Source organism: Streptomyces sp. NPDC048481 (assembly GCF_043200075.1).
Lineage (GTDB): Bacteria > Actinomycetota > Actinomycetes > Streptomycetales > Streptomycetaceae > Streptomyces.
On sequence record NZ_JBICXC010000005.1, the window covers coordinates 295,227 to 318,875 of the forward strand.

A 23,649-nucleotide genomic window follows, 5' to 3' on the forward strand; every position below is an offset into this window, starting at 1 on the left:
TCAGATCGATGGCCCGACTGTCGCACCCGTCGCATGGCGGGTCAATAGCTGACACTCCCTCAGATGATGCTGACCCCGGCCAGCCAGCCCCCGTCGATCACGAACGGCTGGCCGGTGATGTAGGAGGAGTCGTCGCAGGTGAGGAAGAGCGCGAGCCGGGCGACCTCCTCGGGCCGGCCGATGCGGCCGAGCGGCACGAGCTTGCGGTACAGCCCGTCGACGGCCTTCGCGCTCTCCTCCCGGTCCGCCTCCGGGTCGAGCAGGGAGGGGTTGGACATGGCGGTGTCGACCGCGCCGGGGCACATCGCGTTGACCCGGATGCCGCGGGGCGCGAGTTCCAGGGCCGCGACCCGGGTGAGGCCGAGGATCGCGTGCTTGCTCGCCGCGTACGCGCCCACGGCCGCCATCCCCGTCACCGCGGTGTAGGACGCCGTGTTGACGATGGTGCCGCCGTCGGCCATCACCGGCGCGACGGTCTTGACACCGAGGAAGCAGCCCACCTGATTGACCCGCACGACCTGCATGAACTCGTCGAGCGGCGTGTCGGTCAGGGCGTTGAAGCGCAGGATGCCGGCGTTGTTGACGAGTCCGTCGATCCGGCCGTGCGCCTCCCGCACGGCGCCCACCGCCGCCTGCCACGACTCCTCGCTGCCGACGTCGAGCGACACGTACAGGGCGCCGATCTCCTCGGCGAGGGCCGCGCCCTGCTCGTCCAGGACGTCGGCGACCACCACCTCGGCGCCCTCCGCCCGGAACAGCCGGGCCTCCTGCTCCCCCTGGCCGCGCGCGGCGCCGGTCACGAGAACGACGCGTCCGTCGAGCTTGCCCATGCCGAACCCCTTCGCATCGCATCACTGGAGCTGAGCATCGTAGCGCTGTATCTGACGATGCGTCAGATGCTGTGAGCCCGCGAACGGCCCGATCCGGACTTCCGCCGCCGCCGAGGCAACCAAAGTGCCGTCCCGGCTTTCTGACGTACCGCAACCCCGCTCTCGACGAGGGACACGACATGAAACCTCCCGCGGTGAAGAGCCGTCGGTCCCGGCCGGCTGCCTCCGGCCCGCTGCGCGGCTGGGTTCCGGCCACCGCCCTCCTCCTGGCCGTGACCACCTCCTGCACCGGCTCCGCACCGGGGGACGGCGGCGCAGGCGGGGGGCCGCGGCCCGGTGCGGCCGGCGTGGGCGACCGGCTGTTCCCGGGGCTCGGCAACGGCGGATACGACGTGGCCCATTACGGGCTGACCCTGGACTACGTGCCCGAGACCAACCGTCTGAAGGGCACGGCCGTCATCACCGCGCGGGCCACCCAGGACCTGAGCCGGTTCGACCTCGACCTGTCGGGGCTGCGGGTGCGCACCGTCACGGTGCGGGGCGACGAAGCACGGATTCGGCGCAGTGCCGGCGAATTGCTGGTCACGCCGGTGAGGGCGGTCGGCAAGGGCGAGACCTTCGAGACCGTCGTGACCTACGACGGCACCCCGCGCACGCTCGGAGGCGACGAGGGCGACGAAGGCGACGAAGACGGTCTGGAGGGCTGGATCGAGACCGACGACGGCGCGACGGCCCTGGGAGAGCCGACCGGCTCCATGACCTGGTTCCCGGGCAACCATCACCCCTCGGACAAGGCCACGTACGACATCACCGTCACCGTGCCCAAGGACGCGGACGGCGAGCCCTACGACGTGGTCTCCAACGGCACCCTGGTCGCGCAGCGGGACGACGGGGAGACGGTGACCCGGCACTGGCGCACCGAAGAGCCCATGGCCGGCTACGTCGCCCACGTCTCCATCGGCCACTTCGACGTCGACGAGTCCTCGACCGACGACGGACTGCCCGTCTACGTCGCCGTCGACCCCGCCGAGTCGGCGCAGGCCGGCGATGTCGCGGCTCAGGTGGCCGAGATCGTCGGCTGGGGCGGCGAACGGTTCGGCCCCTACCCCTTCTCCTCCGCCGGCGCCGTCGTCGACCACCTGCCCGAGCTGGACTACGCCCTGGAGACGCAGACCAGGCCCTACTTCGGCGAGGCCCCGGACGAGGCCCTGCTCGTGCACGAGCTGGCGCACCAGTGGTTCGGCAACTCCGTCACCCCGCGCCGGTGGAAGGACATGTGGCTCAGCGAGGGCCTGGCCACCTACGCGGAGTGGCTGTGGGAGGAGGACCGGGGCGGCAGAGGCGCCGACGAGATCTTCGACGACTTCTACGACGGCACGGACCCCGAGAGCGAGGGCATCTGGGCCTTCCCCCCGGCCGACCCGCCCAGCGCGGCCCTCGTCTCCGACCCGCCCGTCTACGGCCGCGGCGCCATGGTCGTGCACAAGGTGCGCGAGGCCGTCGGCGACGAGACGTTCTTCCGCATCCTCCGCACCTGGACCCGTCGCCACCGGTACGGCAACGCCGACACCCGGCAGTTCGTCGCCCTGTGCGAGGCGACGTCCGGGAAGGACCTGACCGGTCTCTTCGACGCATGGCTCTACGGCGGGAGGAAACCGTCCCGGAGGTGAGGAGAGCCGTCCGGCGGGAGGGCCCGGTATCGCCCCGCGTGCACGGGAGGGGGCGGTCCCTACAGCAGCAACGGCCCCACCTCGGCCCCGAACGCGGCCATCTGGTCGGTGAGTTCGGTGCGGGTCCGGCAGCGGAAGCGGACCTGGATCTGGTCCACGCCCATCGCCGGGTAGGCGCGCAGGGACTCGGCGAGGGCGCGCGGCGGCCCGGTGAGGGTGCGGCGGCCCACGTCCCAGGCGGGCGTGCCGACGTAGAGGGGTTCGGTGATGGCGCCCATCGTGCACGGCTCCTCGATCCCGGCCTCGGCGCGCAGCCGGCGGATGCGCTCGATCTGTGCGGGGAGCCGGTCCCTCGGGTCGCCCTGCGGAAGCCAGCCGTCGCCCTTCAGCGCGGCGCGGCGCACGGCGGCCGGGGAGGAGCCGCCGACCCAGAGGGGGACGCGGGCCTGGGCGGGGCGGGGCCGCTGGCCGAGTCCCTCGAAGTCGTACGTCTTCCCGTGGTGGGCGGGGAACTCGTCGGGCCCGAGGGCGGCGCGCAGGGCGTCGATCGTCTCGTCCAGGACCGCGCCGCGCCGCTCGAAGTCCGCGCCCAGCGCCTCGAACTCCTCGCGTACGTGCCCCGCGCCGACGCCGAGGACGAGGCGGCCCCCGCTGAGATGGTCGAGGGTGGCGTACTGCTTGGCCGTCAGCAGGGGGTGGCGCAGGCCGACGACCGCGACGTGGCTGAGCAGGCGGACGCGGGTGGTCACGGCCGCGACGTGGGAGAGGGTGGCCACCGGGTCGTACCAGACGGTGCTCATGGCGTCGGCCAGCCGGCGCGGGATCGCCACGTGGTCGCAGGCGGCGACGTAGGCGAAGCCGGACCGGTCGGCGGCGCGGGCGATCTCGACGAGGTCGGCGGGCCCGGCGTCGGCCTCCCACGGTTCGGCGAACATCGTCGACCCTGACTGGACCGGCAGCTGGATGCCGTAGTCGAGACTCACCGGGGGCTCCAGAGGCCGTCCTCGGTGAGCCCGAGCAGGTCGATGGCGTTGCCCCGGACGATCCGCTCGACCACGTCCGGGGCCAGGTGGCCCATCTGCGCCTCGCCGACCTCCCGCGACTTCGGCCAGGTGGAGTCGGAGTGCGGGTAGTCGGTCTCGTACAGGACGTTGCCCACGCCCACGGAGTCGAGGTTGCGCAGTCCGAAGGCGTCGTCGAAGAAGCAGCCGTAGACGTGGTCGGCGAACAGTTCGGACGGCGGCCGGTGCACCTTGTCCGCGACGCCGCCCCAGCCCCGGTTCTCCTCCCACACCACGTCGGCCCGCTCCAGGATGTAGGGGATCCAGCCGATCTGGCCCTCCGCGTACATCACCTTCAGGTTCGGGAAGCGCTCGAACTTGCCGCTCATCAGCCAGTCGACCATGGAGAAGCAGCAGTTGGCGAAGGTGATGGTGGAGCCGACGGCGGGCGGGGCGTCGGCGGAGGTGGAGGGCATCCGGCTCGACGAGCCGATGTGCATGGCCACGACCGTGCCGGTCTCGTCGCAGGCGGCGAGGAACGGGTCCCAGTAGTCGGTGTGCACGGACGGAAGGCCCAGGTGCGGGGGTATCTCGGAGAAGGCGACCGCGCGCACCCCGCGGGCGGCGTTGCGCCGGACCTCGGCGGCCGCCAGTTCGGCGTCCCACAGCGGGACGAGGGTGAGCGGGATCAGCCGCCCATGGGCTTCGGGGCCGCACCACTCCTCCACCGTCCAGTCGTTGTAGGCGCGCACGCACAGCAGGCCGAGCTCGCGGTCGGCGGCCTCGGTGAAGGTCTGGCCGCAAAAGCGCGGGAAGGTGGGGAAGCAGACTGCGGACTGGACGTGGTTGACGTCCATGTCGGCGAGCCGGGAGGGCACGTCGTAGGAGCCCCGGCGCATCTGCTCGTAGGTGATGACCTCCAGCTTGATCTCGTCCCGGCTGAAGCCGACGGCGGTGTCCAGGCGGGTCAGGGGGCGTCGCAGGTCCTCGTAGACCCACCAGTCGCCGACGGGGCCGTCGTCGCCGGGCTCGCCCATGACGGGTTTGAAGCGGCCGCCGAGGAAGGTCATCTCCTTCAGCGGGGCCCGGACGACGCGAGGTCCGGTGTCGAGGTACTTCTTCGGCAGACGGTCCTGCCAGACGGTGGCCGGCTCCACGGTGTGGTCGTCGACGGAGATGATCGGCGGGAGCGGCGCGGGGGCCGGCGGGACGGCGGGCGGGGCGGTCGCTGAGGTGTCCATGGGGGCACGGTAGCGCCGATCTGACGGTCCGTCAGTAAACCTGTGGCGTCCGGCGGTGATCGACTGCGACCTGATGTGCGCGCCGATCCTGTGAGGGGGCGGTGAACTCCCGCGATCCGCGCTGTGATCGGCGTCTCGCGCAGCTGACGCACTTGGCGCGGACAGGGCAAACTGGGCTGGTACTTCGGATGCCTAAGGGGAGCCCTGATGGACGACCGCGCAGAGCACGGCGGCCCGCGTGTGCCGCAGCAGAGGCGCCCCGGTCCCCCCGGGGAGCCGGCCGCGCTGCGCTTCGACGTGCTCGGCCCGGTGCGCGCCCGGCGCGGCGAGGAGCAGCTCGCCACCGGCTCCCCCCAGCAACGCGCCCTGCTCGCCGCCCTGTTGCTGCGCGAGGGCCGCACCGCCACGGCCGCCGAACTGATCGACGCCCTGTGGGGCGAGGACCCGCCCTCCCAGGCGCTGGCCGCGGTGCGGACGTACGCCTCCCGGCTGCGCAAGGCGCTGGACCCGCGCGTCCTGGTCAGCGAGTCGGGCGGGTACGCGGTGCGCGGGCTCGGCGACGGCGCCCTGGACCTGGCGGTGGCGCAGGACCTCGCGGCCGACGCGGAGAAGGCCAGGGCCGCCGGCGACCTGGGCCGGGCCCGCGAGGTGCTGAACCGGGCGCTCGGCCTGTGGGACGGCGAGGCGCTGGCCGGCGTCCCCGGGCCCTACGCGGAGGCCCAGCGCGTCCGGCTGGAGGAGTGGCGGCTCGGGCTGCTGGAGGCCCGCCTGGACATGGACCTGGAGCAGGGCTGCCACGCGGAGGCGGTCTCGGAGCTGACGGCGCTGACGGCCGCGCACCCGCTGCGCGAACGGCTGCGCGAGCTGCTGATGCTGGCGCTGTACCGCAGCGGGCGGCAGGCGGAGGCGCTCGCGGTGTACGCGGACACCCGGCGGCTGCTGGCGGAGGAGCTGGGGGTGGACCCGCGCGCGGGTCTGCGCGAGCTGCAGCGCCGCATCCTCCAGGCCGACCCGGAGCTGGCCGAGCCGTCCGCGCCCGCCGAGCAGCCCACGGTCGCGCAGGTGCGGCCCGCCCAACTGCCCGCAACCGTCCCCGACTTCACCGGGCGCTCGTCCTTCGTGCGGGAGCTGAGCGAGGTGCTGGCGGCGGCCTCCGGGCCCGGCGGGGGCGACGGGACGGGCCGGGTCATGGCCGTGTCGGCGCTGGCCGGGATCGGCGGCGTCGGCAAGACGACCCTCGCCGTGCACATCGCGCACCGGGCGCGCTCCGCCTTCCCCGACGGGCAGCTGTACGTCGACCTCCAGGGGGCCGGCGCGCGGGCGGCCGACCCGGAGACGGTGCTGGGCTCGTTCCTGCGGGCGCTCGGCACGCCCGACTCGGCGGTGCCGGACTCCCTCGCGGAGCGCGCGGCGCTGTACCGCTCGGTGCTGGACGGGCGCCGGGTGCTGGTGCTGCTCGACAACGCCAGGGACGCGGCGCAGATACGGCCGCTGCTGCCCGGCACCGAGGGCTGCGCGGCGCTGGTCACCAGCCGGGTGCGGATGGTGGATCTCGCGGGCGCCCATCTCGTCGACCTGGACGTGATGTCCCCGGACGAGGCGCTGGCCCTGTTCACCCGCATCGTCGGCGAGGAGCGGGTGGCGTCGGAGCGCGAGGCCGCCCTGGACGTGGTCGCGGCCTGCGGTTTCCTGCCGCTGGCCATCCGCATCGCGGCGTCCCGGCTCGCGGCCCGCCGCACCTGGACGGTGTCGGTGCTGGCGGCCAAGCTCGCCGACGAGCGGCGCAGGCTGGACGAGCTCCAGGCCGGCGACCTCGCCGTGAAGGCGACCTTCGAACTGGGCTACGGCGCGCTGGAGCCGGCCCAGGCGCGCGCGTTCCGGCTGCTGGGCCTGGCGGACGGCCCGGACGTCTCCCTCGCCGCGGCCGCCGCCGTCCTGGACCTGCCGCCGGAGGAGACGGAGGACCTGCTGGAGTCCCTGGTGGACACCTCCCTGCTGGAGTCCGCGGCCCCCGGCCGCTACCGGTACCACGACCTGGTGCGGCTGTACGCGCGGGCCTGCGCGGAACGCGACGAGGAGCCGGCCGCCGCGGGGGCGCCCGCCGGGCAGCGGGGGACGGAGGCCGCGATGTCGCGGCTGCTGGACTTCTACCTGGCCACCGCGACGGGCGTCTACGCGATCGAGCGGCCCGGGGAGCGGGTGCTCGACCATCTCAGCCGCGGCAGCTACCCCGGCCTGGAGTTCGCCGACCGCGGCCGGGCGCTGGACTGGCTGTTCGCCGAGGCCAGCGGGCTGCTCGCGGCGGTGCAGCAGGCAGGCACGGCGGGCATGCTGCGGCGCGCGGCCGACCTGCTCCTCGCGGCCGTCGACCTCGGAGAGTCGGGGAGCGGCTCGCGCCAGTACGTGCGGGCGGCCACCGCGGTGGTCACGGCCGCCCAGCGGACCGGGGACCCCTACGCGGAAGGCCGCGCCCGGCTGATGCACAGTCACATCCTGGGCGTCTCCGGACAGTTCGCCGAGTCCGACCGGGAGGCGGCCGCGGCGCTGAAGCTGGGCCTGGCCGCCGGGGACCCGGTGGTCTGCGCGCAGGCGCCCAACCAGCAGGGCATCCTCGCCCTCTACACCGGCCGGCACGCCGAGGCGGAGCGGCATCTCACCGAGGCGCTGGCCGCGTTCCGCGCCGACCGCAACTCGCCGGGCGAGGCCAGCGCGCTGTGCAACCTGTCCCGGGTGCATCTGGCGACCGGCCGCATCGACAGCGCCGTCTCGCTGGCCCGGCAGGGCGTCACCCTCTACGAGCGCGACGACACCGGCATGGCGCTGCGTCTGGCCAACGGCAAGTATGCGCTGGGACTGGCGCTGACCAGCGCCGGGGAGAGCGCGCTGGCGCTGGAGGCGCTGACCGACGCGCTCGGCATGTTCCAGGACGCCCGGCAGCAGCTGTGGCACGGCATGACGCTCTTCCGGCTCGCCGAGCTGCATCTCGCCGACGACGCCCCGGCCCGCGCCGCCGCCTGCGCGGAACAGGCCCTGGCCGTCCTGCACGGCATCGGCGGGGAGTGGCGGCGCGCCAACGTCCTGACCGCCCTCGGCCGGGGCCTGCACGGCGTGGGCCAGCTGGACCGGGCCCGGGTGTGCTGGCAGGAGGCGCTGGCGGCGTTCGAGGCGCTGAAGTCGCCCGAGGCGGCGGACGTACGCTCGCTGCTGGCGTCGGCGCCGGTCGGCTGAGGGGCCGTGCGGGGGCGTTCATCATTCGTTTATCGCCGTGCGGCACCGTCATGGGAGCCGGACCGTCGCGTCGGGGGGCAGACGGCTCGGCGCGACGGCCGCGCAGCCGGGAGGGGTCTTGTGGATCAGGCCACAGGGCGCCGCCTAAGGTGAACGGCCGTGCGGGACCCGCCCGGCAATCCACGGGGGTACTGCCGGGCGGGGTCCGCTTCCGTCCGTTCCGTCACGCTCGATTTCCCAGGAGTCACTTCATGGCCGACAACACCGGCACCGTCAAGCCCGCAGACTTCCACGCCACCAGCGAGAAGGCGGAGACCCCGGCGGTCGTCGCCGAGTCCCGGCCGGCCGCGCAGACGGCGGGCGAGGACCTCACCACCCAGGACTTCCACGCCACCACCGAGCCGCTGAACAAGCCGGCCGACTTCCACGCGACCGACGAGAAGGCCTGACCGAAGGCCTGACACGAGCCACACCCGACGGGGATCGGCCGCGGCGGCGCGGAGGGGGCGCCGCCGCGGCCGAGGCGTGCCGGCGACCGGGACGGGGCCCGGTTCAGGCCACGGTGTACTGCGTGTCCCCGAGACCGCTGAACGGGATGCCACCCATTTCACCCCTTGGGGGGTGATGCCCCTCAAGGTTCCCGCAGCTCCGCCTTCACGACCTTGCCGCTCGCGTTGCGGGGCAGGGCGGGGACGAATCTCACCGATCTCGGCACCTTGTAGTTGGCCATCTCGCGGCGGGCCCAGGCGATCAGGTCGTCGGCCGTCGTCACCGCGCCCGGCCGCCGGACGACGTACGCGCGGCCCACCTCGCCCAGGCGGGGGTCGGGGACGCCGACGACGGCGACGTCGGCCACGTCCGGGTGCAGCCCGAGGAGTTGCTCTATCTCCGCCGGGTAGGCGTTGAAGCCGCCGACGATGAACATGTCCTTGATGCGGTCGGTGATGCGCAGGTTGCCTGCCGCGTCCAGGACGCCGACGTCCCCGGTGCGCAGCCAGCCGTCCGGGGTCAGCGCCTGCGCGGTGGCCGCCGGGTCCTCGTAGTAGCCGCGCATCACGTTGAAGCCCCGCACGAGTACCTCGCCGGGCAGGCCCGGGGCTGGTTCGGCGCCGCGCTCGTCGACCACCTTCACCCGGGTGCCCGGGATCGCCCGGCCCGAGGTGGCGGCGACCACGTCCGGCGCGTCCCCCCGCCGGCACATCGTGACGATGCCGCTCGCCTCCGACAGCCCGTACGCCGTCAGCACGGTCGCCACGCCGAGTTCGCCCCGCAGCCGTTCCACCAGGCGCAGCGGGACGACCGCCGCGCCGGTCACCACCAGGCGCAGCGCCGAGAGGTCGTACTGGCGGCGGGCGGGGTGGTCCAGGAGGGACTGGTGGAGCGTCGGGGGGCCGGGCAGCACCGAGACCCGTTCCGAGGCCACGTGGGCCAGCACGGCGTCCACGTCGAACACGGGCTGCGGGATCATCGTCGCGCCGCGCATCAGGCAGGCGATCACCCCCGCCTTGTAGCCGAAGGTGTGGAAGAAGGGGTTGACGATCAGATAGCGGTCGCCGCGCCGCAGCCCCGCCAGGTCGGTCCAGACGCCGTACGCCCGCAGGGTCTGCGCGTGCGTGATCACCGCGCCCTTGGGGCGGCCCGTCGTGCCCGAGGTGAAGACGATGTCCGAGGGCTGGTCCCCGCGCACCGCGTCCGCGCGCCGGCGGACCGCGGCCCGCCCCACGCCGTCGCCGCCCGCGAGGAAGTCCTTCCAGGTGCGGAAGCCGGCCGGGGCGTCGTCGGACAGCACGACCACCTGTTCCAGCGCGGGCAGACCCCCGAGCGGCCCCGAGCCGGGCCCCTCCCCGGCGGCCCGCCGCAGCGACGCCACGTACGAGGCGCCGAGGAACGTGCCGGTGACGAACAGCAGCCTGGCCCCGCTCCGGCGCAGCACGTCGGCCGCCTCGGCGCCCTTGAAGCGGGTGTTGACCGGCACCAGGACCGCCCCGGCCGACACCGCGCCGAGCGCCGCGACGATCCAGTCGAGCGAGTTCGGGGCCCAGACGCCGACCCGGTCGCCCGGCTCGACGCCCTCCGCCAGGCAGGCCGCCGCCGCGCGCTCCACGCGCGCGCCGAGTTCGGCGTACGAGATCCGGGTGCGGCCCTCGGCCACGGCCTCGGCGTCGGCGTACCGCCCGGCCGCCGCGCGCACCAGGCCCGGGATGCTGCCCCACTCCACGTCACCGCGCATCACGCGCCTCCCCGCCGGTAGCTGACTACCCGTCAGATTAGCTGTAGCCTGACGGACTGTCAGCCGTCACAACGCATTGCGGAGGTGCGCGCAGCGTGACCCTCAAGGACGCGACCGCCGTCGTCGGCATAGGTCAGACCCCGTTCGCCAAGCACCTCCCCGAGTCGGAGAAGACGCTCGCCTGCCGGGCCGTCCTCGCCGCCCTCGACGACGCGGGCATCGCGCCGGGCGAGGTCGACGCGCTCGCCTCGTACACGATGGAGGAGACGGACGAGGTCGAGCTGGCCAAGGCCGTCGGCTTCGGCGACCTCACCTTCTTCAGCAAGGTCGGCTTCGGCGGCGGCGGTTCGTGCGCCACCGTCGCGCACCTCGCCGCCGCGATCGCCGCCGGGCAGGCGACGGTGGGGGTGGCCTGGCGCTCGCGCAAGCGGGGCAGCGGGCCGCGCCCGTGGACGAACACGGCCGTCCAGCTGCCCACCCCGGCCCAGTGGACCCGGCCCTTCGGACTGCTGCGCCCCGCCGACGAGATAGCCATGCTGGCCCGCCGCTACATGCACGAGTACGGCGTGACCCGCGACCACCTCTTCAACGTCGCCCTCGCCTGCCGCAACCGGGCCAACCAGAACCCGGCGGCGATCATGTACGAACGGCCGCTCACCCGCGAGATGTACATGAACGCCCGCTGGATCAGCGAACCGCTGTGCCTCTACGACAACTGCCTGGAGACGGACGGGGCGTTGGCGTGCGTCGTCGTCGGCCGGGAACGGGCCGGCGACTGCCGGCAGCGGCCCGTGTACGTGCACGCCGCGGCGCAGGGCCTGCCCGCCCAGCACCACGGCATGGTCAACTACTGGAACGACGACCCGCTCACCGGCCCCGCCTGGGCCGCGGCCGCACACCTGTGGAAGCACGCCGACCTCACCCCCGCCGACGTCGACGTCGCCCAGATCTACGACGCCTTCACCCCCCTCGTGCCGCTCTCCCTGGAGGGGTACGGCTTCTGCGGGCGCGGCGAGGGCGGCGCCTTCACCGAGGGCGGCGCGCTGGAGACCGGCGGACGGCTGCCGCTCAACACGGGCGGCGGCGGGCTGAGCGAGGCCTATGTGCACGGCTTCAACCTGATCAACGAAGGCGTCAAGCAACTGCGCGGGACCAGCACCGCCCAGGTGCCGGACGCCGCGACCTGTCTCGTCACCGCCGGCGAAGGCGTCCCGACCTCCGCCCTGCTGCTCAGGAACTGAGAGCGAGGAGCCGACCCGATGCTCACCCCCGTCACCGACCCCGACGGCGCGCCCTTCTGGCGGTACGCCGCCCGCGGCGAACTGCGCGTCCAGACCTGCGCCGACTGCGGCGAACCCCGGTTCCCGCCCCGCCCCTGCTGCCCGCACTGCCGGTCCTTCGCGAGCGAGTGGCGGCGCGTGTCGGGACGCGGGCGGATCTGGTCCTACGTCGTCCCGCACCCGCCCCTGCTGCCGGAGTACGCGGCGCACGCCCCCTACAACGTGATCGTCGTCGAGCTGGCCGAGACGCCCCGGATACGGCTGGTCGGCAACCTGGTGAGCGGTCCGGGAGCGGCCCTGGACTCCGTTCCCCCCGGCACCGTCCGGATCGGCGCCCGGGTCCAGGCCGTCTTCGACGGCGACGGGCTGCCGAGCTGGGTCCTGGAGCGGCCGTGAACGTGCGTCTCGACGTCGACGAGGACACCGGCGTCGCGGTCGTCACCCTCGACCGGCCGCACCGGCTCAACGCGGTCGACCTCGGCACGGCCGCCGAACTGCGCGACGTCTGGCTCGGGCTGCGCTTCGACGACCGGGTGCGCGCCGTCGTCCTGACCGGCGCCGGGGAGCGGGCGTTCTCCACCGGCATCGACCGGGACGCCGTCGTGCCGCAGCCCGCCTCCCCCTTCATGCAGGACGATCCCCTGCTCACCGTCGGCCCCAAGGCGAACGACCTGTGGAAACCGGTGATCGCCGCCGTGGAGGGCATGGCCTGCGGCGGCGCCTTCTACCTGCTCGGCGAGTGCGAGTTCGTCGTCGCGGGCGCCGACGCCGTCTTCTTCGACGCCCACACCGCCTACGGGATGGTCAGCGCCTACGAGTCGGTGCTCCTGGCGCAGCGCATGCCGTACGGGGAGGCCGCGCGGATGATGCTCATGGGCACGGCGGAACGGATCTCCGCGCGGCGCGCACACGAGATCGGCCTGGTCTCCGAGGTGACCGAGCCGGGCGGCGCGGTATCGGCGGCCGCGGCCTGCGCCGCCGTCCTCGCCGGGTATCCGCCCGGCGGCGTCCAGGGCACCGTGCGGGCGCTGTGGGCGGCGAAGGAGGCGGCCCGCGCGCCGGCCTACGCGCAGGCGCCCCACCTCATCGCCCTGGGCAACCTGCCCGGCGAGGACCAGGCGAGGCTGTTCACGAGCCGGCCGGCCGCGCGCCCGCGCATCCGCTGAGCCGGCGCGCCCGCGGCGGCCCGGAGGTCAGGCGGTCAGGCGGTCAGGCGGTCAGGCGGTCAGGCGGTCAGGCGGTCAGGCGGCCGGTGCGTAGGGCTCCGGGTTGCAGTGGTCCACCTTCGCCGCGAGGCCGGGGGTGGACAGTTCGACGTCGACGCTCGTTTTGTCGTGGGCGGCGACGTACACGCTCTCGGTCCGTTCCTCCACCTTGCCGGAGCCCGCGTCGAGGAAGTCGACCGTGACGGTGAAACGGCCGTCGGTCGCGTTCGGGTTGTCGACGACGACGGTCGCGTAGGGCCTGCCCGGTTTCGCGCAGTCGGCCAGCTGGACCGAGGCGTCCCCCAGCGCCGCGGAGCTGGACGGGCCGCTGCCGCCGGAGGTGGTGGTGCCGTAGTCGTCGTCATCGTCGTCGTAGTCGCGGTAGCGCGATCCGGTGGTGCCGCCGGTCGAGGACGAGCTGTCGTGGTCCTGACTCGAACTGCTGCACCCGCCGCCGTGGCCGTGGCTGCTGTGGCCGTGCCCGTGGCCTCTGCTCGTCGTGAAGCCGGTAAGGGCCAGGACGACCCCCGTCGCCACCGCTGCGAACCTGATTCTCTGCCGCCGTCGATCCATCCGGACAGCCTAGGCACAGGCTGTCACGGCCATGTCACGACGCTGCGACCGGCCCGTCCCCGCCGGAGGCGGGGGCGCCGCGGGGTCCGGCTCACGCCGTGCGCGCGGTGCCCGTGCCCTTCTCCGCGTCCAGCGCGTACACGCAGCGGTCCTTGCTGCACGCGTACACGACGCCGTCGCGCACCACCGGCGAGCCGGTGATCTCCCCGCCGGTCGCCAGCTTCCAGCGCAGCCGGCCGTCGTCGGCCTTCAGGGTGTAGAGCAGGTGGTCGGTGGAGCCGAAGTGGATACGGCCCTCCGCGACCGCGGGGGCCCCCACGATGTCGCCGCCCGCCTGGAAGCGCCACTTGGGCGTGCCGGTGACCGCGTCCAGGGTGTAGAGCCCCTTGCCGCTGCCCACGTGGACATGACCGGCGGCGACCAGCACCGGGTCGACGCAGGAGCGGGCCTCGGTGGCGATGCGCCAGCGGTCGCGGCCGTCGGTGGCGTCGATGGCGTACACCGTGCCGAGGTAGTCGGCGAGGTAGACGCCGCCGCCGGTGACCGCGGGGCCGGGGACGAAGGCGGGCGGGGACAGGAAGACCGCGGGCGCCTCGAAGTGCCAGCGCACCCTGCCGCTCGCGATGTCGACGGCGAGGACGCGGGTGCCGGCCGAGACGTAGACGTAGCCGTCGGGGGCGGGGGTGACGCGCACCGGGACGCCGCCGCAGGAGGCCGTGTCGCCGATCGGATACGCCCAGCGCTCATCGCCGGTACGGGCGTCCAGGGCTCTCAGCCGGGCGTCCTGCCAGACGAAGACGGTGCCCTCGTGCAGGACCGGTCCCGCCTCCGGGGACTCGAAGTCGGTCTGGCAGCCGGAGATCTCCCAGAGCTTGTGCCCGTTGGAGGCCTCCCAGCCCTGCACCCCGCCGCCGCGCGTGCCGGTGACGACCGTGCCCCGCTCGGCTTTGAGCGAGTACACCCAGGCTTCCGTCGACAGCCGCCACAGATCGGCGCCCTCGCGGGCGTCCAGGGCGAACAGCGTGGGCCCGTCGGAGGCGTGCACACGGCCGTCCGCGACCGCCATCGACCAGGCCACGTCCCGGGTCTTGAACCGACGCCGGCCGGTCGCCACGTCCAGGGCGTGCACCTCGAAGGAGGTGACGTACACGAGGTCGCCGGCCACCGACGGGGTCCCCCACACGTCGTTCGACATGCGAAAACGCCAGGGCCGCCAGCCCGCCGGGGTCTCCGCGGGCGCGCCCTGGGTCGCCGGGAGGGCCGTGTCGGCGCCGTTGACGCCGGGGTGCAGCCGCGACCAGCTGGCGACCAGTCCCGGCTCGGCGAGCGGCGCCTTGACGGCGGCCGTGGCGCGCACGTCGGCGACGCGCGGACCGGGCCCGATCGGCACGGCCGCACCGGCCAGCCGGACCGGACCGGTGTCGGGGGCGCCGACCGCCACGGGCGGCTGGGCCGGCCGGGCCAGCACCACCGGATCGTGCGACGGCGGGGGCGGCACATGGCCCCGGCCCAGCCCCACGCCACCGCCGCCGCCACCGCCGCCGCTGCGCGGGCTCACGGGGGCGGGCTTGGCCGCACGGCCGCCGCGGCGGGTCTCGATGAGGGTGACCGCCTTCTCGGGCAGCCACGCCGACGCCGTGCCGCTGTCGTCGGAGCCGGAGCCGAAGAGGTGGGGGGCGAGCTGCGCCTGGAGGTCGGCGGGGTTGGGGCGGGCCGTGGCGTCCATCTGCATGCAGGACTCGATGAGCGGGCGCAGCTCGTCGGGCAGGCCCTCCAGGTCCGGGCCCTCGCGCAGCAGCATGAAGACCGTCTCGACCGGGTTCGCGCCGTGGAAGGGCGGATGGCCGGTGGCGGCGAAGACGAGCATCGAGCCGAGCGAGAAGACGTCACTCGCGCCGGTCACGCTGCGCGAGTCCTTCGCCTGCTCGGGCGACATGTAGGCGGGGGTGCCGACGGCCACGTTCGTCATCGTCAGACGGGTGTTCGAAACGCCGGACGCGATGCCGAAGTCGATCACCCGGGGGCCGTCCTCGACCACGAGCACGTTGGACGGCTTCAGGTCACGGTGGACCAGCCCCGCGCCGTGGATCGACTGGAGGGCCTCGGCGACGCCCGCCGCCAGCCAGCGCACCGCCTGGGCCGGCATCGGCCCGCACTCGTTCACTATCTCCTCGAGGGAGGGCGCCGGGACGTACGCGGTGGCCAGCCAGGGCACGGCGGCGCGCGGATCGGCGTCGACGACCGCGGCCGTGTAGAAGCCGGAGACCGCCCTGGCCGCCTCCACCTCGCGCGTGAAGCGCACGCGGAAGAGCTGGTCCTCGGCGAGCTCCGTGCGGACCGTCTTGATCGCCACGCGCCGGCCCGAGGCCGACCGTGCCAGATAGACCAGCCCCATGCCGCCGGCACCCAGCCGTCCCAGCACCTCGAACGGCCCGATCCGCCGAGGATCGTGCTGCGTCAGCTGATCCACCACTTGCCTGCCACCTCCCCGTACGAGCCGCGCCACCCACTTGTGTGCACGGCCCCGTGCAGCGTCTCACCACCGCACCGCCATGGCGGCACGCACCCCGATTCTTCCTGGCCGGGCGGCCGGTTGCGAACCCGGGGGCAATCGGGGTGTCTCATTTCATATGCGGGCAAAAAATCCTCACGGCAGGGCGAACCCGCCGGTGAGAGGCCCGTGCGACGCCTCGTTCACCGCTGAAGCAGCGCGAACGACGCCCCCTGATTGTCGGTGACGACGGCCACCGTGCCGTACGAGGCGGTGAACGGACCCGCCTGCACCCGCCCGCCCAGCCGGCTCACCGCGCCCAGCGCCGCCTCGCAGTCCTCGGCGCCGAAGTGCACCAGGAAGTGCGGCGGCATCATCTCCGGGAAGACGTCGCCCACCGGGGCGCGGCCGAAGTCGGGGGCGGCGCCGGGCCCGAAGAGCGCCTCGTGGAAGAGATGCCCGTAGAACGTGTTGGCGGCCTCGGTGTCCCGCGCGTACAGCTCGGCCCAGGCGAACGCGCCCGGCCGGTGGCGCACGCCGAACCCCGGGTGGCCGTCGGGCTGCCACAGCCCGAAGACGGCGGCCTCGGGATCGGCGGCCAGGGCGGCGGTGCCGAGCCCGCCCACCGGCATCGGGGCCGTCACCAGGCGGCCGCCCGCCGCCCCGATCCGCCGGGCGGTGGCCTCGGCGTCCGGAGTGGCGAAGTACACCGTCCAGACCGTGGGCATCCGGCCGTCGGTCTTGTGGCCCAGCGCGGCCACGGGCTCGCCGTCCAGCCGGGCCCACACGGAGTCCCCGTGGCCCTCCGGCCGGTCCTCGAAGGTCCACCCGAAGAGCTCCCCGTAGAACCGCTTGCCCGCTTCCACGTCGGGGAGCTGCGCGTCCACCCAGCAGGGGACGCCCTCTGCGTACACCGATGCCCTGTTTTCGGCCATGGAGCCAAACTAACGGCGGTTCACGCAAGCCGCAGACCAGGCACAGCCGCCCCCGGACCCCCGCGCACCCCATTTGCAGTCGGCCGAATCGCGCTCCCATCACCCCTCGGTAAGCTGACGGCATGACAGGACAAGTGCGTACCGTCGACGGCCGCGTGGCCGGTCGGCGCGGGCAGGCGACGCGGCAGAAGTTGCTCGACTGCCTCAGCGAGATGCTCAGCTCCTCTCCCTACCGGGACGTCAAGGTCATCGATGTCGCCCGGAAGGCGGGCACTTCGCCCGCGACCTTCTACCAGTACTTCCCGGACGTCGAGGGCGCCGTCCTGGAGATCGCCGAGCAAATGGCCGCGGAGGGAGCCGAGTTGACCGAACTGGTCGCCGGGCGCTCCTGGGTCGGCAAGGCGGGCTGGCAGACGGCGCAGGAACTCGTGGACGGCTTCCTGGAGTTCTGGCGGAAGAACGACGCGATCCTGCGCGTGGTCGACCTCGGCGCGGCCGAGGGCGACAAACGCTTCTACAAACTCCGCATGAAGATCCTCAACTCGGTGAACAACTCCCTCTCGGACGCGGTCGCGGAGCTTCAGTCCAAGGGCAGGGTCGACAAGGACGTGAACCCGGCGGCGGTCGCGGGCGCGCTCGTCGCGATGCTCGCGGCCGTCGCCTCGCACCAGAAGGGCTTCCAGACGTGGGGCGTCAAGCAGGCTGAGCTGAAGCCGAACCTGGCGCTGCTGGTGCACCTGGGCATCACCGGGAAGAAGCCGACGAAGTAGCGGCGAAGCCCGCGAGGGCGCACCACTCTTACGATCAAGTCCTGTCTGCCAGGCGGCGGTTCACCGGTGCATCATCCGGTCGGGCCGCCGCCTGCCGCGCTATGCGGGCAGCCCCCGGTCCTTCACCACGTGCTTCATGACCAGCGTCGACGTCAGCCGCTGCACGCCCGGCAGGGTGGCGAGCCGCTCGTCGTAGAGCCGCTGGAAAGCCGCGAGGTCGGCGGTGGCCACCCGCAGCAGGTAGTCGGGCTCCCCGAACAGCCGCTGCGCGTCCAGCACGTGCTCGACCTCGCCCACCGCCCGCTCGAACTCGACGACGGTGTCCCGGTCCTCCTGCCGCATGGAGACGAAGACCAGCGCTTCGAAGGTCAGCCCGACGGCGGCCGGCTCCACCACCGCGCGGTAGCCGCTGATCGCGCCGGACCGCTCCAGCTCCCGCAGCCGGCGGTGACACGGCGAGACGCTGAGCCGCACCCGCGCGGCCAGCTCGGTCACGGTCAGCCGCCCGTCCTGCTGGAGCTCGGCAAGGATTTTCCGGTCGACGTCGTCCATGAGGCAGATCTTCCCTCATATCCCGGCGTTCCGTGAAAACATCGGAAACACTTTCGGCCGCATCGCGCCTAATGTCCCTTCCATGGATGTGGGCACGCTGATTTCCTTCCTCGCCGTCGACCTGCTGCTGGTCTGCGTGCCGGGCGCCGACTGGGCGTACGTGATCTCCGCCGGGCTGCGCGGCCGCTCGGTCGGCGCCGCCGTGAGCGGTCTGGTGAGCGGATACGCCCTGCACACGGCGCTGGCGACGGCGGGCCTGGCGGTCCTGGTGGCGGGCTCGCCCGCCCTGCTCACCGCGCTGACGGCGGCGGGCGCTGCCTACCTGGTGTGGCTGGGCTGGGGGGTGCTGCGGCAGCCCGGCACCCCGCAGGCCGGCGAGCCGGTCCACCCGGAGGGGACGAGCGGGGCGCGGGTGTTCCTGCGCGGGGCCACGATCAGCGGCCTGAACCCCAAGGGCCTGCTGCTCTACCTCTCCGTCCTGCCGCAGTTCCTCACCACGGCGGGCGGGACGGGAGCGGGAGCCGGCTCCGGCTCCGGGGGCGGTCACCTTCCGGTCGCCGCCCAGACGGCCGTCCTCGGACTGCTGCACATGGCGTGCTGCGCGGCCGTCTACCTGACGGTGGGCGTCCTGGCCCGCAGACTGCTGGGCGCCCGCCCGGCGGCGGCCCGCGCGGTCACCCGCACCTCCGGCGCGGCGATGCTGGGCATCGGCGCCTTCCTGCTCGTGCAGCGGGCCTTCTAGGGCGCCGGGTCGGCGGGACGGGCAGGGCGGCCGGAGCGGTCGGGGCGGCCGGGGGTTCTCGGTGTGAGGCGGAAGACCCTGATCTCGCGTTCCACGCGCTCCTGGTAGGTCGCGTAGGGCGGCCAGAAGTCCAGCAGCCGCTGCCAGGCGGCCGCCCGCTCCTCCCCCGTCAGCAGCCGGGCGGTCACCGGGATGTCGGCGCCCTTCCAGCTGATCTCCGCGTCGGGGCGGGCGAGGAGGTTGGCCGTCCAGGCGGGGTGCCCCGTGCGGCCGAAGTTGGAGCCGACGAGGGTCCAGCCCCGGCCGTCGGGCTCGGGCATGCAGGCCAGCGGCGTCCGGCGCGGCACCCCGCTCCTCGCGCCGGTCGCGGTGAGGATCACCCCCGGCAGCATCTGGGCGCTGAGCAGGACCTTCCCCCGGGTGAGCCGGTGGACGGTCCGGTCGAGCGCGGGGATGACGCGAGGGGCGACCTTGGCGAAGGCGCGCGTCGAGGACGCCTTCTGCACCAGCCGGACGCCGATCACACCGTCACCTCCGTCCGGGTGAACAGGGCGGCCCGCTCGGCCGCGTGGGCGCGCAGCCGGTGCACGGGCCCGAACAGCAGCTCGTCGCCCGCCGCCCGCTTGAAGTACAGGTGGGCCTCGTGCTCCCAGGTGAAGCCGATCCCGCCGTGCAGCTGGACGGCTTCGGAGGCGGCGAGGCGCAGCGCCTCCAGGGCCTGGGCGAGCGCGAGCCCGCCGGCGTCCCGTGCGACGTCCGGGACGTCGTCCGTCCGGCCGGTGGCCCACGCGGCGTAGTAGGCGGCGGACCGGGCCGCCTGGATCCGCACGTACACGTCCGCGAGCCGGTGCTGCACGGCCTGGAACGACGCGATCGTCCGCCCGAACTGCACGCGCTGCCCGAGGTACTCGACGGTGCGCTCCAGCGTCCGGCCGGCGGCCCCGACGGCCTCGCAGGCGAGGAAGGCGGCGGCGAAGTCACCCACGTCGGCCAGGGCCCCCCGGACGGCCTCCCCCTCGTCCACCGCACCGCCGTCGGCACCCAGCAGCTCGGCCTCCACGTGGCGCAGCTGGACGCGGGCCTGCGCCCTGGTGGCGTCGAGTGCGGTCTGCCGGGTCCGGACGACCCCGGGCGCGTCCCCCGCCACCAGGAACAGCAGGGTCCGCGACCGTACGAACCCGCCGGCGTGCGCGGCGACCAGCAGCAGTCCGGCGCTGTGGCCGTCGAGCACCTGCGCGGCCTCCCCGTACAGCCGCCAGCCGCCGCCCTCGGCCGGGCGGGCCTGCACACCGCCCGCCCGGCCCCCGCCGGCCCAGTCGCCGCCGCCCGGACCGGTCAGGGCGAGGGCGGTGGCGAGGGCCGGTGCGGGCACGGCGAGGGCGGCGGTGAGCGTGCCGTCGGTGATCGGCGGCAGCAGAGTGGCGCGCTGGGCGTCGGAGCCGAGCGCGAGGATCAGGGGCGCGGCGAGGACGGAGGTCGCGAGCAGCGGGGTGGGGGCGAGGACCCGGCCGGTCTCCTCGGCGGCGAGCGCGAGGTCGGTGCGGGGGCAGCCGACTCCGCCGTGGCGTTCCGGGAGCGCGAGGCCGGGCAGCCCGAGCCGTCCGGCGAGCGCGGCCCACAGGGCGGGGTCGTGCCCGGTGGGGGTGTCGAGGGCGGCGCGCAGCTCGCCGGGGCCGCAGCGTTCGTGGAGCAGTGCCCGCAGTGTGCGGCGGATCTCGTCCTGTTCGGCTGTGAAGCCGGGGTCCATGGCCGCCCCTTCCTCCTGATCTGACGGTCCGTCATATTAGGGACGCGGCAACGAGATGCACAGAGAAAGGTGGCCTCTCATGACAGCGGGGACCCGGAACGTGGCCGTCGTCGGCGTCGCGCTCTCCGACTGCGGTCGGGTGGACGACGTCACCCCCTACGCCCTGCACGCCCAGGCCGCGCGCCGGGCGCTGGCGGACGCGGGGCTGGGGCGGGAGGCGGTGGACGGCTTCGCCTCGGCCGGCCTCGGCACGCTCGCCCCGGTCGAACTGGCCGGCTACCTGGGCCTGCGTCCCACCTGGGTCGATTCGACCTCGGTGGGCGGCGCGACCTGGGAGGTGATGGCGGCGCACGCGGCCGACGCGATCGCCGCCGGGCACGCCGAGGCCGTCCTGCTGGCCTACGGCGCGACGCCGCGCGCGGACATCAGGGCGGGCCGCCGCGGCGGCGCCTTCGCCTTCGGCGCGCGCGGCCCCCTCCAGTTCGAGGCCCCCTACGGCCACACCCTGATCGCCAAGTACGCGATGGCCGCCCGCCGTCACATGCTCCGCCACGGCACGACGGTCGAGCAGCTGGCGCAGGTCGCGGTGCAGGCGAGGGCGAACGCGGCGCTGAACCCGGAGGCGATGTTCCGCGATCCGGTCACCGTCGACGACGTCCTGTCGGGGCCGATGATCGCCGACCCGTTCACCCGACTGCACTGCTGTCTGCGCTCGGACGGCGGGGCGGCCGTGCTGCTGGCCGCCGAGGAATACGTCCGCGACTGCCGCACCGTGCCGGTGTGGATCCTGGGGACCGGCGAGCACGTCTCGCACGCCACGATGTCCGAGTGGGACGACTTCACGGTGTCCCCCGCGGCGACGAGCGGCCGCCTGGCCTTCGCGCGGGCCGGACTGCGCCCGGACGAGATGGACTTCGCCGAGATCTACGACGCGTTCACGTACATGACGCTGGTCACCCTGGAGGACCTGGGCTTCTGCGCCAAGGGCGAGGGCGGACCGTTCGTGGAGAAGGGCCGGCTGCGGGTGGGAGGGGAGTTCCCCGTCAACACGGACGGTGGCGGCCTGTCGGCCCAGCACCCCGGTATGCGCGGCCTGTTCCTGCTGGTCGAGGCGGTGCGCCAGCTGAGGGGCGATGCGGGGGCCCGGCAGGTGCGCGACCGCGCCGGGAACCTCCCCCGCCACGCGGTGGCCTCCGGCACCGGCGGCTGGTTCTGCTCCTCGGGGACGGTGGTCCTGGGCCGCGGGTGAGCCGTCCGGCGGCGGGAGCGCACGGGCGGCAACCTTTCGGCGGGCAGCGGCCACTGGGAGACGGCGGGCGCGGCATACCGCGGCCCGCCGCCGGACGTGCTCCGCCGACTCCCGTAAGGATCTCTTCGTGGCAAGCTCCTCGCACCGCCGTTCCCGTCGCCCCGACCGGCGTTCGGGCCGTCGCGTCCCCGTCGTCGCCGTGGTGGCCGTGGCCGCCGTCGCGCTCGTGGTGTCCCTGGTCGTGGCCTTCCGCCCCGGCGGCGGGAGCGACGACGCGGCACGCGCCGTCGAGCCGGTGGCCGGAACCGCGGTGAGCGCGACGCCCGCGACGAGCCCGTCGGCGACCGGGTCCGGGTCGCCGACGGGATCGCCGTCGCCGTCGCCGTCGCCGAAGGCCTCGACGGCGTCCCGTGGTCCCGGTCCGGCCGGCGCGTCGGCCTCGCCGTCGGCGCGGCCCGCCCGGCCCGCCGCCCGCGCGGGTTCCGGCCCGGCCGCGTCGGCCGGAGGCGTCCGGCCGGGCACCGTCCACACCGGGGTCGCGACCGCCTACGACATCGGCGACGGCAACGGCGCCTGCTCCTACGGCCCGACCTCCGACGTCATGACCGCGGCGATGAACACCGCCGACTACGACACGTCCACGGCGTGCGGCGCGTACGTGTCCGTCCACGCGGCGAACGGGGCGTCCGTGACGGTGCGGATCACCAACGAGTGCCCGGCGCCCTGCGCCCCCGGCCAGATCGACCTCAGCCGGCAGGCCTTCGCCGAGCTGGCGCCGCTCGTCACGGGCCGGATCGCGATCACCTGGAGCGTGCTGAGCCCGGCCACGTCCGGCACGATCTCGATCCGCTACAAGACCGGCTCCTCCGCGTACTGGTGCGGCATCCAGGCCATCGGCCACCGCAACCCGCTGGCCCGGCTGGAGGTCCGCACGGGCGGGAGCTGGACCCGGCTGGCCCGCACCGGCTACAACTACTTCCTCTCCGAGCACGGCGCCGGCTGCGGCAGCGCGATCCGGCTCACCGACGTCTTCGGCGAACAGCTCACCGTCGAGGGGATCGCCGTCCGGGCGAACGTGGTGCAGCCGACCCGGGTCCAGTTCGCCCGGCACTGACCGGATACTCGGTGCATGGCCAAGGATCTGCATGAACTGCTGAGGACGCTGCGGGTGTGGGACCCGGAGGTGACGGAACTGCCGCCGTTCGACCCGCAGTCGGCGCCCGCCGATCCGCTGCCTCTCTTCACGGAGTGGTTCGCGCAGGCGGTCGCGGCGGGCGAGCGGGAGCCGCACACCCTCACCCTCGCCACCGTCGGCGAGGACGGTCTGCCCGACGCCCGCGTCGTGATGCTGCACGGCGCGGACGCGGACGGCTGGTCCTTCGCGTCCCACGCCACCAGCCGCAAGGGCCGCCAGCTCGCCGCCCGCCCGTACGCGGCGCTGACCTTCTACTGGCCCGTGCTCGGCCGCCAGGTCCGGGTGCGCGGCCCCGTCTCGTCCGCCCCCTCCGAGGAGGCGCAGGCCGACCTGCACGCCCGCTCGACCGGGGCCCTGGCCGCCGCGCTGACCGGCCGGCAGAGCGAGATCCTTGCCTCGCCGGAGGAACTGGCCCGGGCCTCCCGCGCCGCCTGGGAACAGGCCCGCCGCGACCCGGCGGCCACGTCCCCGACCTGGACCCTGTACCGGCTGCGCCCGGACGAGGTGGAGTTCTTCCAGGGCGACACGGCCCGCCGCCACACCCGCCTGACCTACCACCGCACGGCCGGGACCTGGTCCACAGACCTGCTGTGGCCCTGAGGGCCATGCTCGGCCTCGCGCAGCGCCTTCGCCACGATGGCGCGCTCGACCTCGGCTTCCTCGCGCACCCTGGTCTTCCGGAAGACGGTGAGCAACACGGTCCGCCGGTC

Annotated in this window: 21 protein-coding genes; 11 read left to right on the forward strand and 10 right to left on the reverse strand. The window is 74.2% G+C overall.

Annotated features, from left to right (window positions below; all coding sequences use genetic code 11):
* Nucleotides 1-59: 59 nt before the first annotated feature.
* The gene (locus ACGFSH_RS18250; protein ID WP_393349605.1) at nt 60-830 is read right to left on the reverse strand and encodes an SDR family NAD(P)-dependent oxidoreductase; all 771 of its coding nucleotides are present in this window, start codon (nt 828-830) and stop codon (nt 60-62) included.
* A 179-nt stretch (nt 831-1,009) separates the two neighbouring features.
* On the opposite strand from ACGFSH_RS18250, the gene ACGFSH_RS18255 reads away from it, so the two are divergent.
* Nucleotides 1,010-2,500 carry a M1 family metallopeptidase gene (locus ACGFSH_RS18255; RefSeq protein WP_393349607.1) on the forward strand — a complete coding sequence of 497 codons (1,491 nt, stop codon included), beginning with the start codon at nt 1,010-1,012 and terminating at the stop codon, nt 2,498-2,500.
* Nucleotides 2,501-2,559: 59 nt separating this feature from the next.
* On the opposite strand, the gene ACGFSH_RS18260 is transcribed toward ACGFSH_RS18255, so the two are convergent.
* Both ACGFSH_RS18260 and ACGFSH_RS18265 read right to left on the reverse strand, forming a co-directional pair.
* On the reverse strand, nt 2,560-3,435 hold the full coding sequence (locus tag ACGFSH_RS18260; RefSeq protein WP_393350050.1) for an LLM class F420-dependent oxidoreductase: 876 nt from the start codon (nt 3,433-3,435) through the stop codon (nt 2,560-2,562).
* Between the two features lie 44 nt (nt 3,436-3,479).
* Nucleotides 3,480-4,742: an amidohydrolase family protein gene (locus tag ACGFSH_RS18265; RefSeq protein ID WP_393349609.1), complete on the reverse strand. Its 1,263-nt coding sequence runs from the start codon at nt 4,740-4,742 to the stop codon at nt 3,480-3,482.
* Between the two features lie 207 nt (nt 4,743-4,949).
* Here ACGFSH_RS18265 and ACGFSH_RS18270 point away from each other — a divergent pair, with 207 nt between their 5' ends.
* Nucleotides 4,950-7,970, forward strand: coding sequence for a BTAD domain-containing putative transcriptional regulator (locus tag ACGFSH_RS18270; RefSeq protein ID WP_393349611.1), 3,021 nt, complete (start codon nt 4,950-4,952; stop codon nt 7,968-7,970).
* 251 nt (nt 7,971-8,221) lie between these two features.
* The gene (locus tag ACGFSH_RS18275) at nt 8,222-8,419 is read left to right on the forward strand and encodes a hypothetical protein (protein ID WP_393349613.1); all 198 of its coding nucleotides are present in this window, start codon (nt 8,222-8,224) and stop codon (nt 8,417-8,419) included.
* A 182-nt stretch (nt 8,420-8,601) separates the two neighbouring features.
* On the opposite strand, the gene ACGFSH_RS18280 is transcribed toward ACGFSH_RS18275, so the two are convergent.
* On the reverse strand, nt 8,602-10,200 hold the full coding sequence (locus tag ACGFSH_RS18280; protein WP_393349615.1) for a FadD3 family acyl-CoA ligase: 1,599 nt from the start codon (nt 10,198-10,200) through the stop codon (nt 8,602-8,604).
* Nucleotides 10,201-10,295: 95 nt separating this feature from the next.
* On the opposite strand from ACGFSH_RS18280, the gene ACGFSH_RS18285 reads away from it, so the two are divergent.
* Genes ACGFSH_RS18285 through ACGFSH_RS18295 form a run of 3 tightly spaced genes read left to right on the forward strand, consistent with a single transcriptional unit; the run spans nt 10,296 to nt 12,646 of the window.
* Nucleotides 10,296-11,441: a lipid-transfer protein gene (locus tag ACGFSH_RS18285; RefSeq protein ID WP_393349617.1), complete on the forward strand. Its 1,146-nt coding sequence runs from the start codon at nt 10,296-10,298 to the stop codon at nt 11,439-11,441.
* 18 nt (nt 11,442-11,459) lie between these two features.
* Nucleotides 11,460-11,876 (forward strand): Zn-ribbon domain-containing OB-fold protein, encoded by a 417-nt coding sequence (locus ACGFSH_RS18290; protein WP_393349619.1) that lies wholly within the window; start codon nt 11,460-11,462, stop codon nt 11,874-11,876.
* Nucleotides 11,873-12,646, forward strand: a complete 774-nt coding sequence (locus ACGFSH_RS18295) for an enoyl-CoA hydratase/isomerase family protein (protein ID WP_393349621.1) — start codon at nt 11,873-11,875, stop codon at nt 12,644-12,646. Before ACGFSH_RS18290 ends, ACGFSH_RS18295 begins: the two co-directional genes overlap by 4 nt.
* Nucleotides 12,647-12,721: 75 nt before the next feature.
* On the opposite strand, the gene ACGFSH_RS18300 is transcribed toward ACGFSH_RS18295, so the two are convergent.
* From ACGFSH_RS18300 to ACGFSH_RS18310, 3 genes are all read right to left on the reverse strand, one after another.
* A complete protein-coding gene (locus ACGFSH_RS18300; protein ID WP_393349623.1) occupies nt 12,722-13,222 on the reverse strand; it encodes a hypothetical protein in 501 nt (166 codons plus the stop codon).
* Between the two features lie 127 nt (nt 13,223-13,349).
* A complete protein-coding gene (locus ACGFSH_RS18305) occupies nt 13,350-15,731 on the reverse strand; it encodes a PQQ-binding-like beta-propeller repeat protein (protein ID WP_393349625.1) in 2,382 nt (793 codons plus the stop codon).
* A 221-nt stretch (nt 15,732-15,952) separates the two neighbouring features.
* Nucleotides 15,953-16,684, reverse strand: coding sequence for a VOC family protein (locus ACGFSH_RS18310; protein WP_393349627.1), 732 nt, complete (start codon nt 16,682-16,684; stop codon nt 15,953-15,955).
* A 134-nt stretch (nt 16,685-16,818) separates the two neighbouring features.
* Here ACGFSH_RS18310 and ACGFSH_RS18315 point away from each other — a divergent pair, with 134 nt between their 5' ends.
* Nucleotides 16,819-17,454 carry a TetR family transcriptional regulator gene (locus tag ACGFSH_RS18315; protein WP_329417080.1) on the forward strand — a complete coding sequence of 212 codons (636 nt, stop codon included), beginning with the start codon at nt 16,819-16,821 and terminating at the stop codon, nt 17,452-17,454.
* Between the two features lie 99 nt (nt 17,455-17,553).
* Here ACGFSH_RS18315 and ACGFSH_RS18320 read toward each other — a convergent pair whose 3' ends face one another.
* Complete coding sequence (locus tag ACGFSH_RS18320) at nt 17,554-18,006, reverse strand: Lrp/AsnC family transcriptional regulator (RefSeq protein ID WP_389500092.1); 453 nt, start codon at nt 18,004-18,006, stop codon at nt 17,554-17,556.
* Nucleotides 18,007-18,088: 82 nt separating this feature from the next.
* On the opposite strand from ACGFSH_RS18320, the gene ACGFSH_RS18325 reads away from it, so the two are divergent.
* Nucleotides 18,089-18,748 carry a LysE family translocator gene (locus ACGFSH_RS18325; protein WP_393349629.1) on the forward strand — a complete coding sequence of 220 codons (660 nt, stop codon included), beginning with the start codon at nt 18,089-18,091 and terminating at the stop codon, nt 18,746-18,748.
* On the opposite strand, the gene ACGFSH_RS18330 is transcribed toward ACGFSH_RS18325, so the two are convergent.
* Nucleotides 18,745-19,272 (reverse strand): nitroreductase family deazaflavin-dependent oxidoreductase, encoded by a 528-nt coding sequence (locus ACGFSH_RS18330; RefSeq protein WP_393349631.1) that lies wholly within the window; start codon nt 19,270-19,272, stop codon nt 18,745-18,747. The genes ACGFSH_RS18325 and ACGFSH_RS18330 overlap by 4 nt on opposite strands.
* Nucleotides 19,269-20,495, reverse strand: coding sequence for an acyl-CoA dehydrogenase family protein (locus tag ACGFSH_RS18335; protein ID WP_393349633.1), 1,227 nt, complete (start codon nt 20,493-20,495; stop codon nt 19,269-19,271). Before ACGFSH_RS18335 ends, ACGFSH_RS18330 begins: the two co-directional genes overlap by 4 nt.
* 79 nt (nt 20,496-20,574) lie before the next feature.
* On the opposite strand from ACGFSH_RS18335, the gene ACGFSH_RS18340 reads away from it, so the two are divergent.
* The 3 genes from ACGFSH_RS18340 (at nt 20,575) to ACGFSH_RS18350 (ending at nt 23,539) form a co-directional block, all read left to right on the forward strand.
* Complete coding sequence (locus ACGFSH_RS18340; RefSeq protein WP_393349635.1) at nt 20,575-21,744, forward strand: acetyl-CoA acetyltransferase; 1,170 nt, start codon at nt 20,575-20,577, stop codon at nt 21,742-21,744.
* A gap of 127 nt (nt 21,745-21,871) precedes the next feature.
* Complete coding sequence (locus ACGFSH_RS18345) at nt 21,872-22,858, forward strand: expansin EXLX1 family cellulose-binding protein (RefSeq protein ID WP_393349637.1); 987 nt, start codon at nt 21,872-21,874, stop codon at nt 22,856-22,858.
* Nucleotides 22,859-22,873: 15 nt separating this feature from the next.
* Nucleotides 22,874-23,539 (forward strand): pyridoxal 5'-phosphate synthase, encoded by a 666-nt coding sequence (locus ACGFSH_RS18350; protein ID WP_393349639.1) that lies wholly within the window; start codon nt 22,874-22,876, stop codon nt 23,537-23,539.
* The last annotated feature ends 110 nt before the right edge of the window (nt 23,540-23,649 follow it).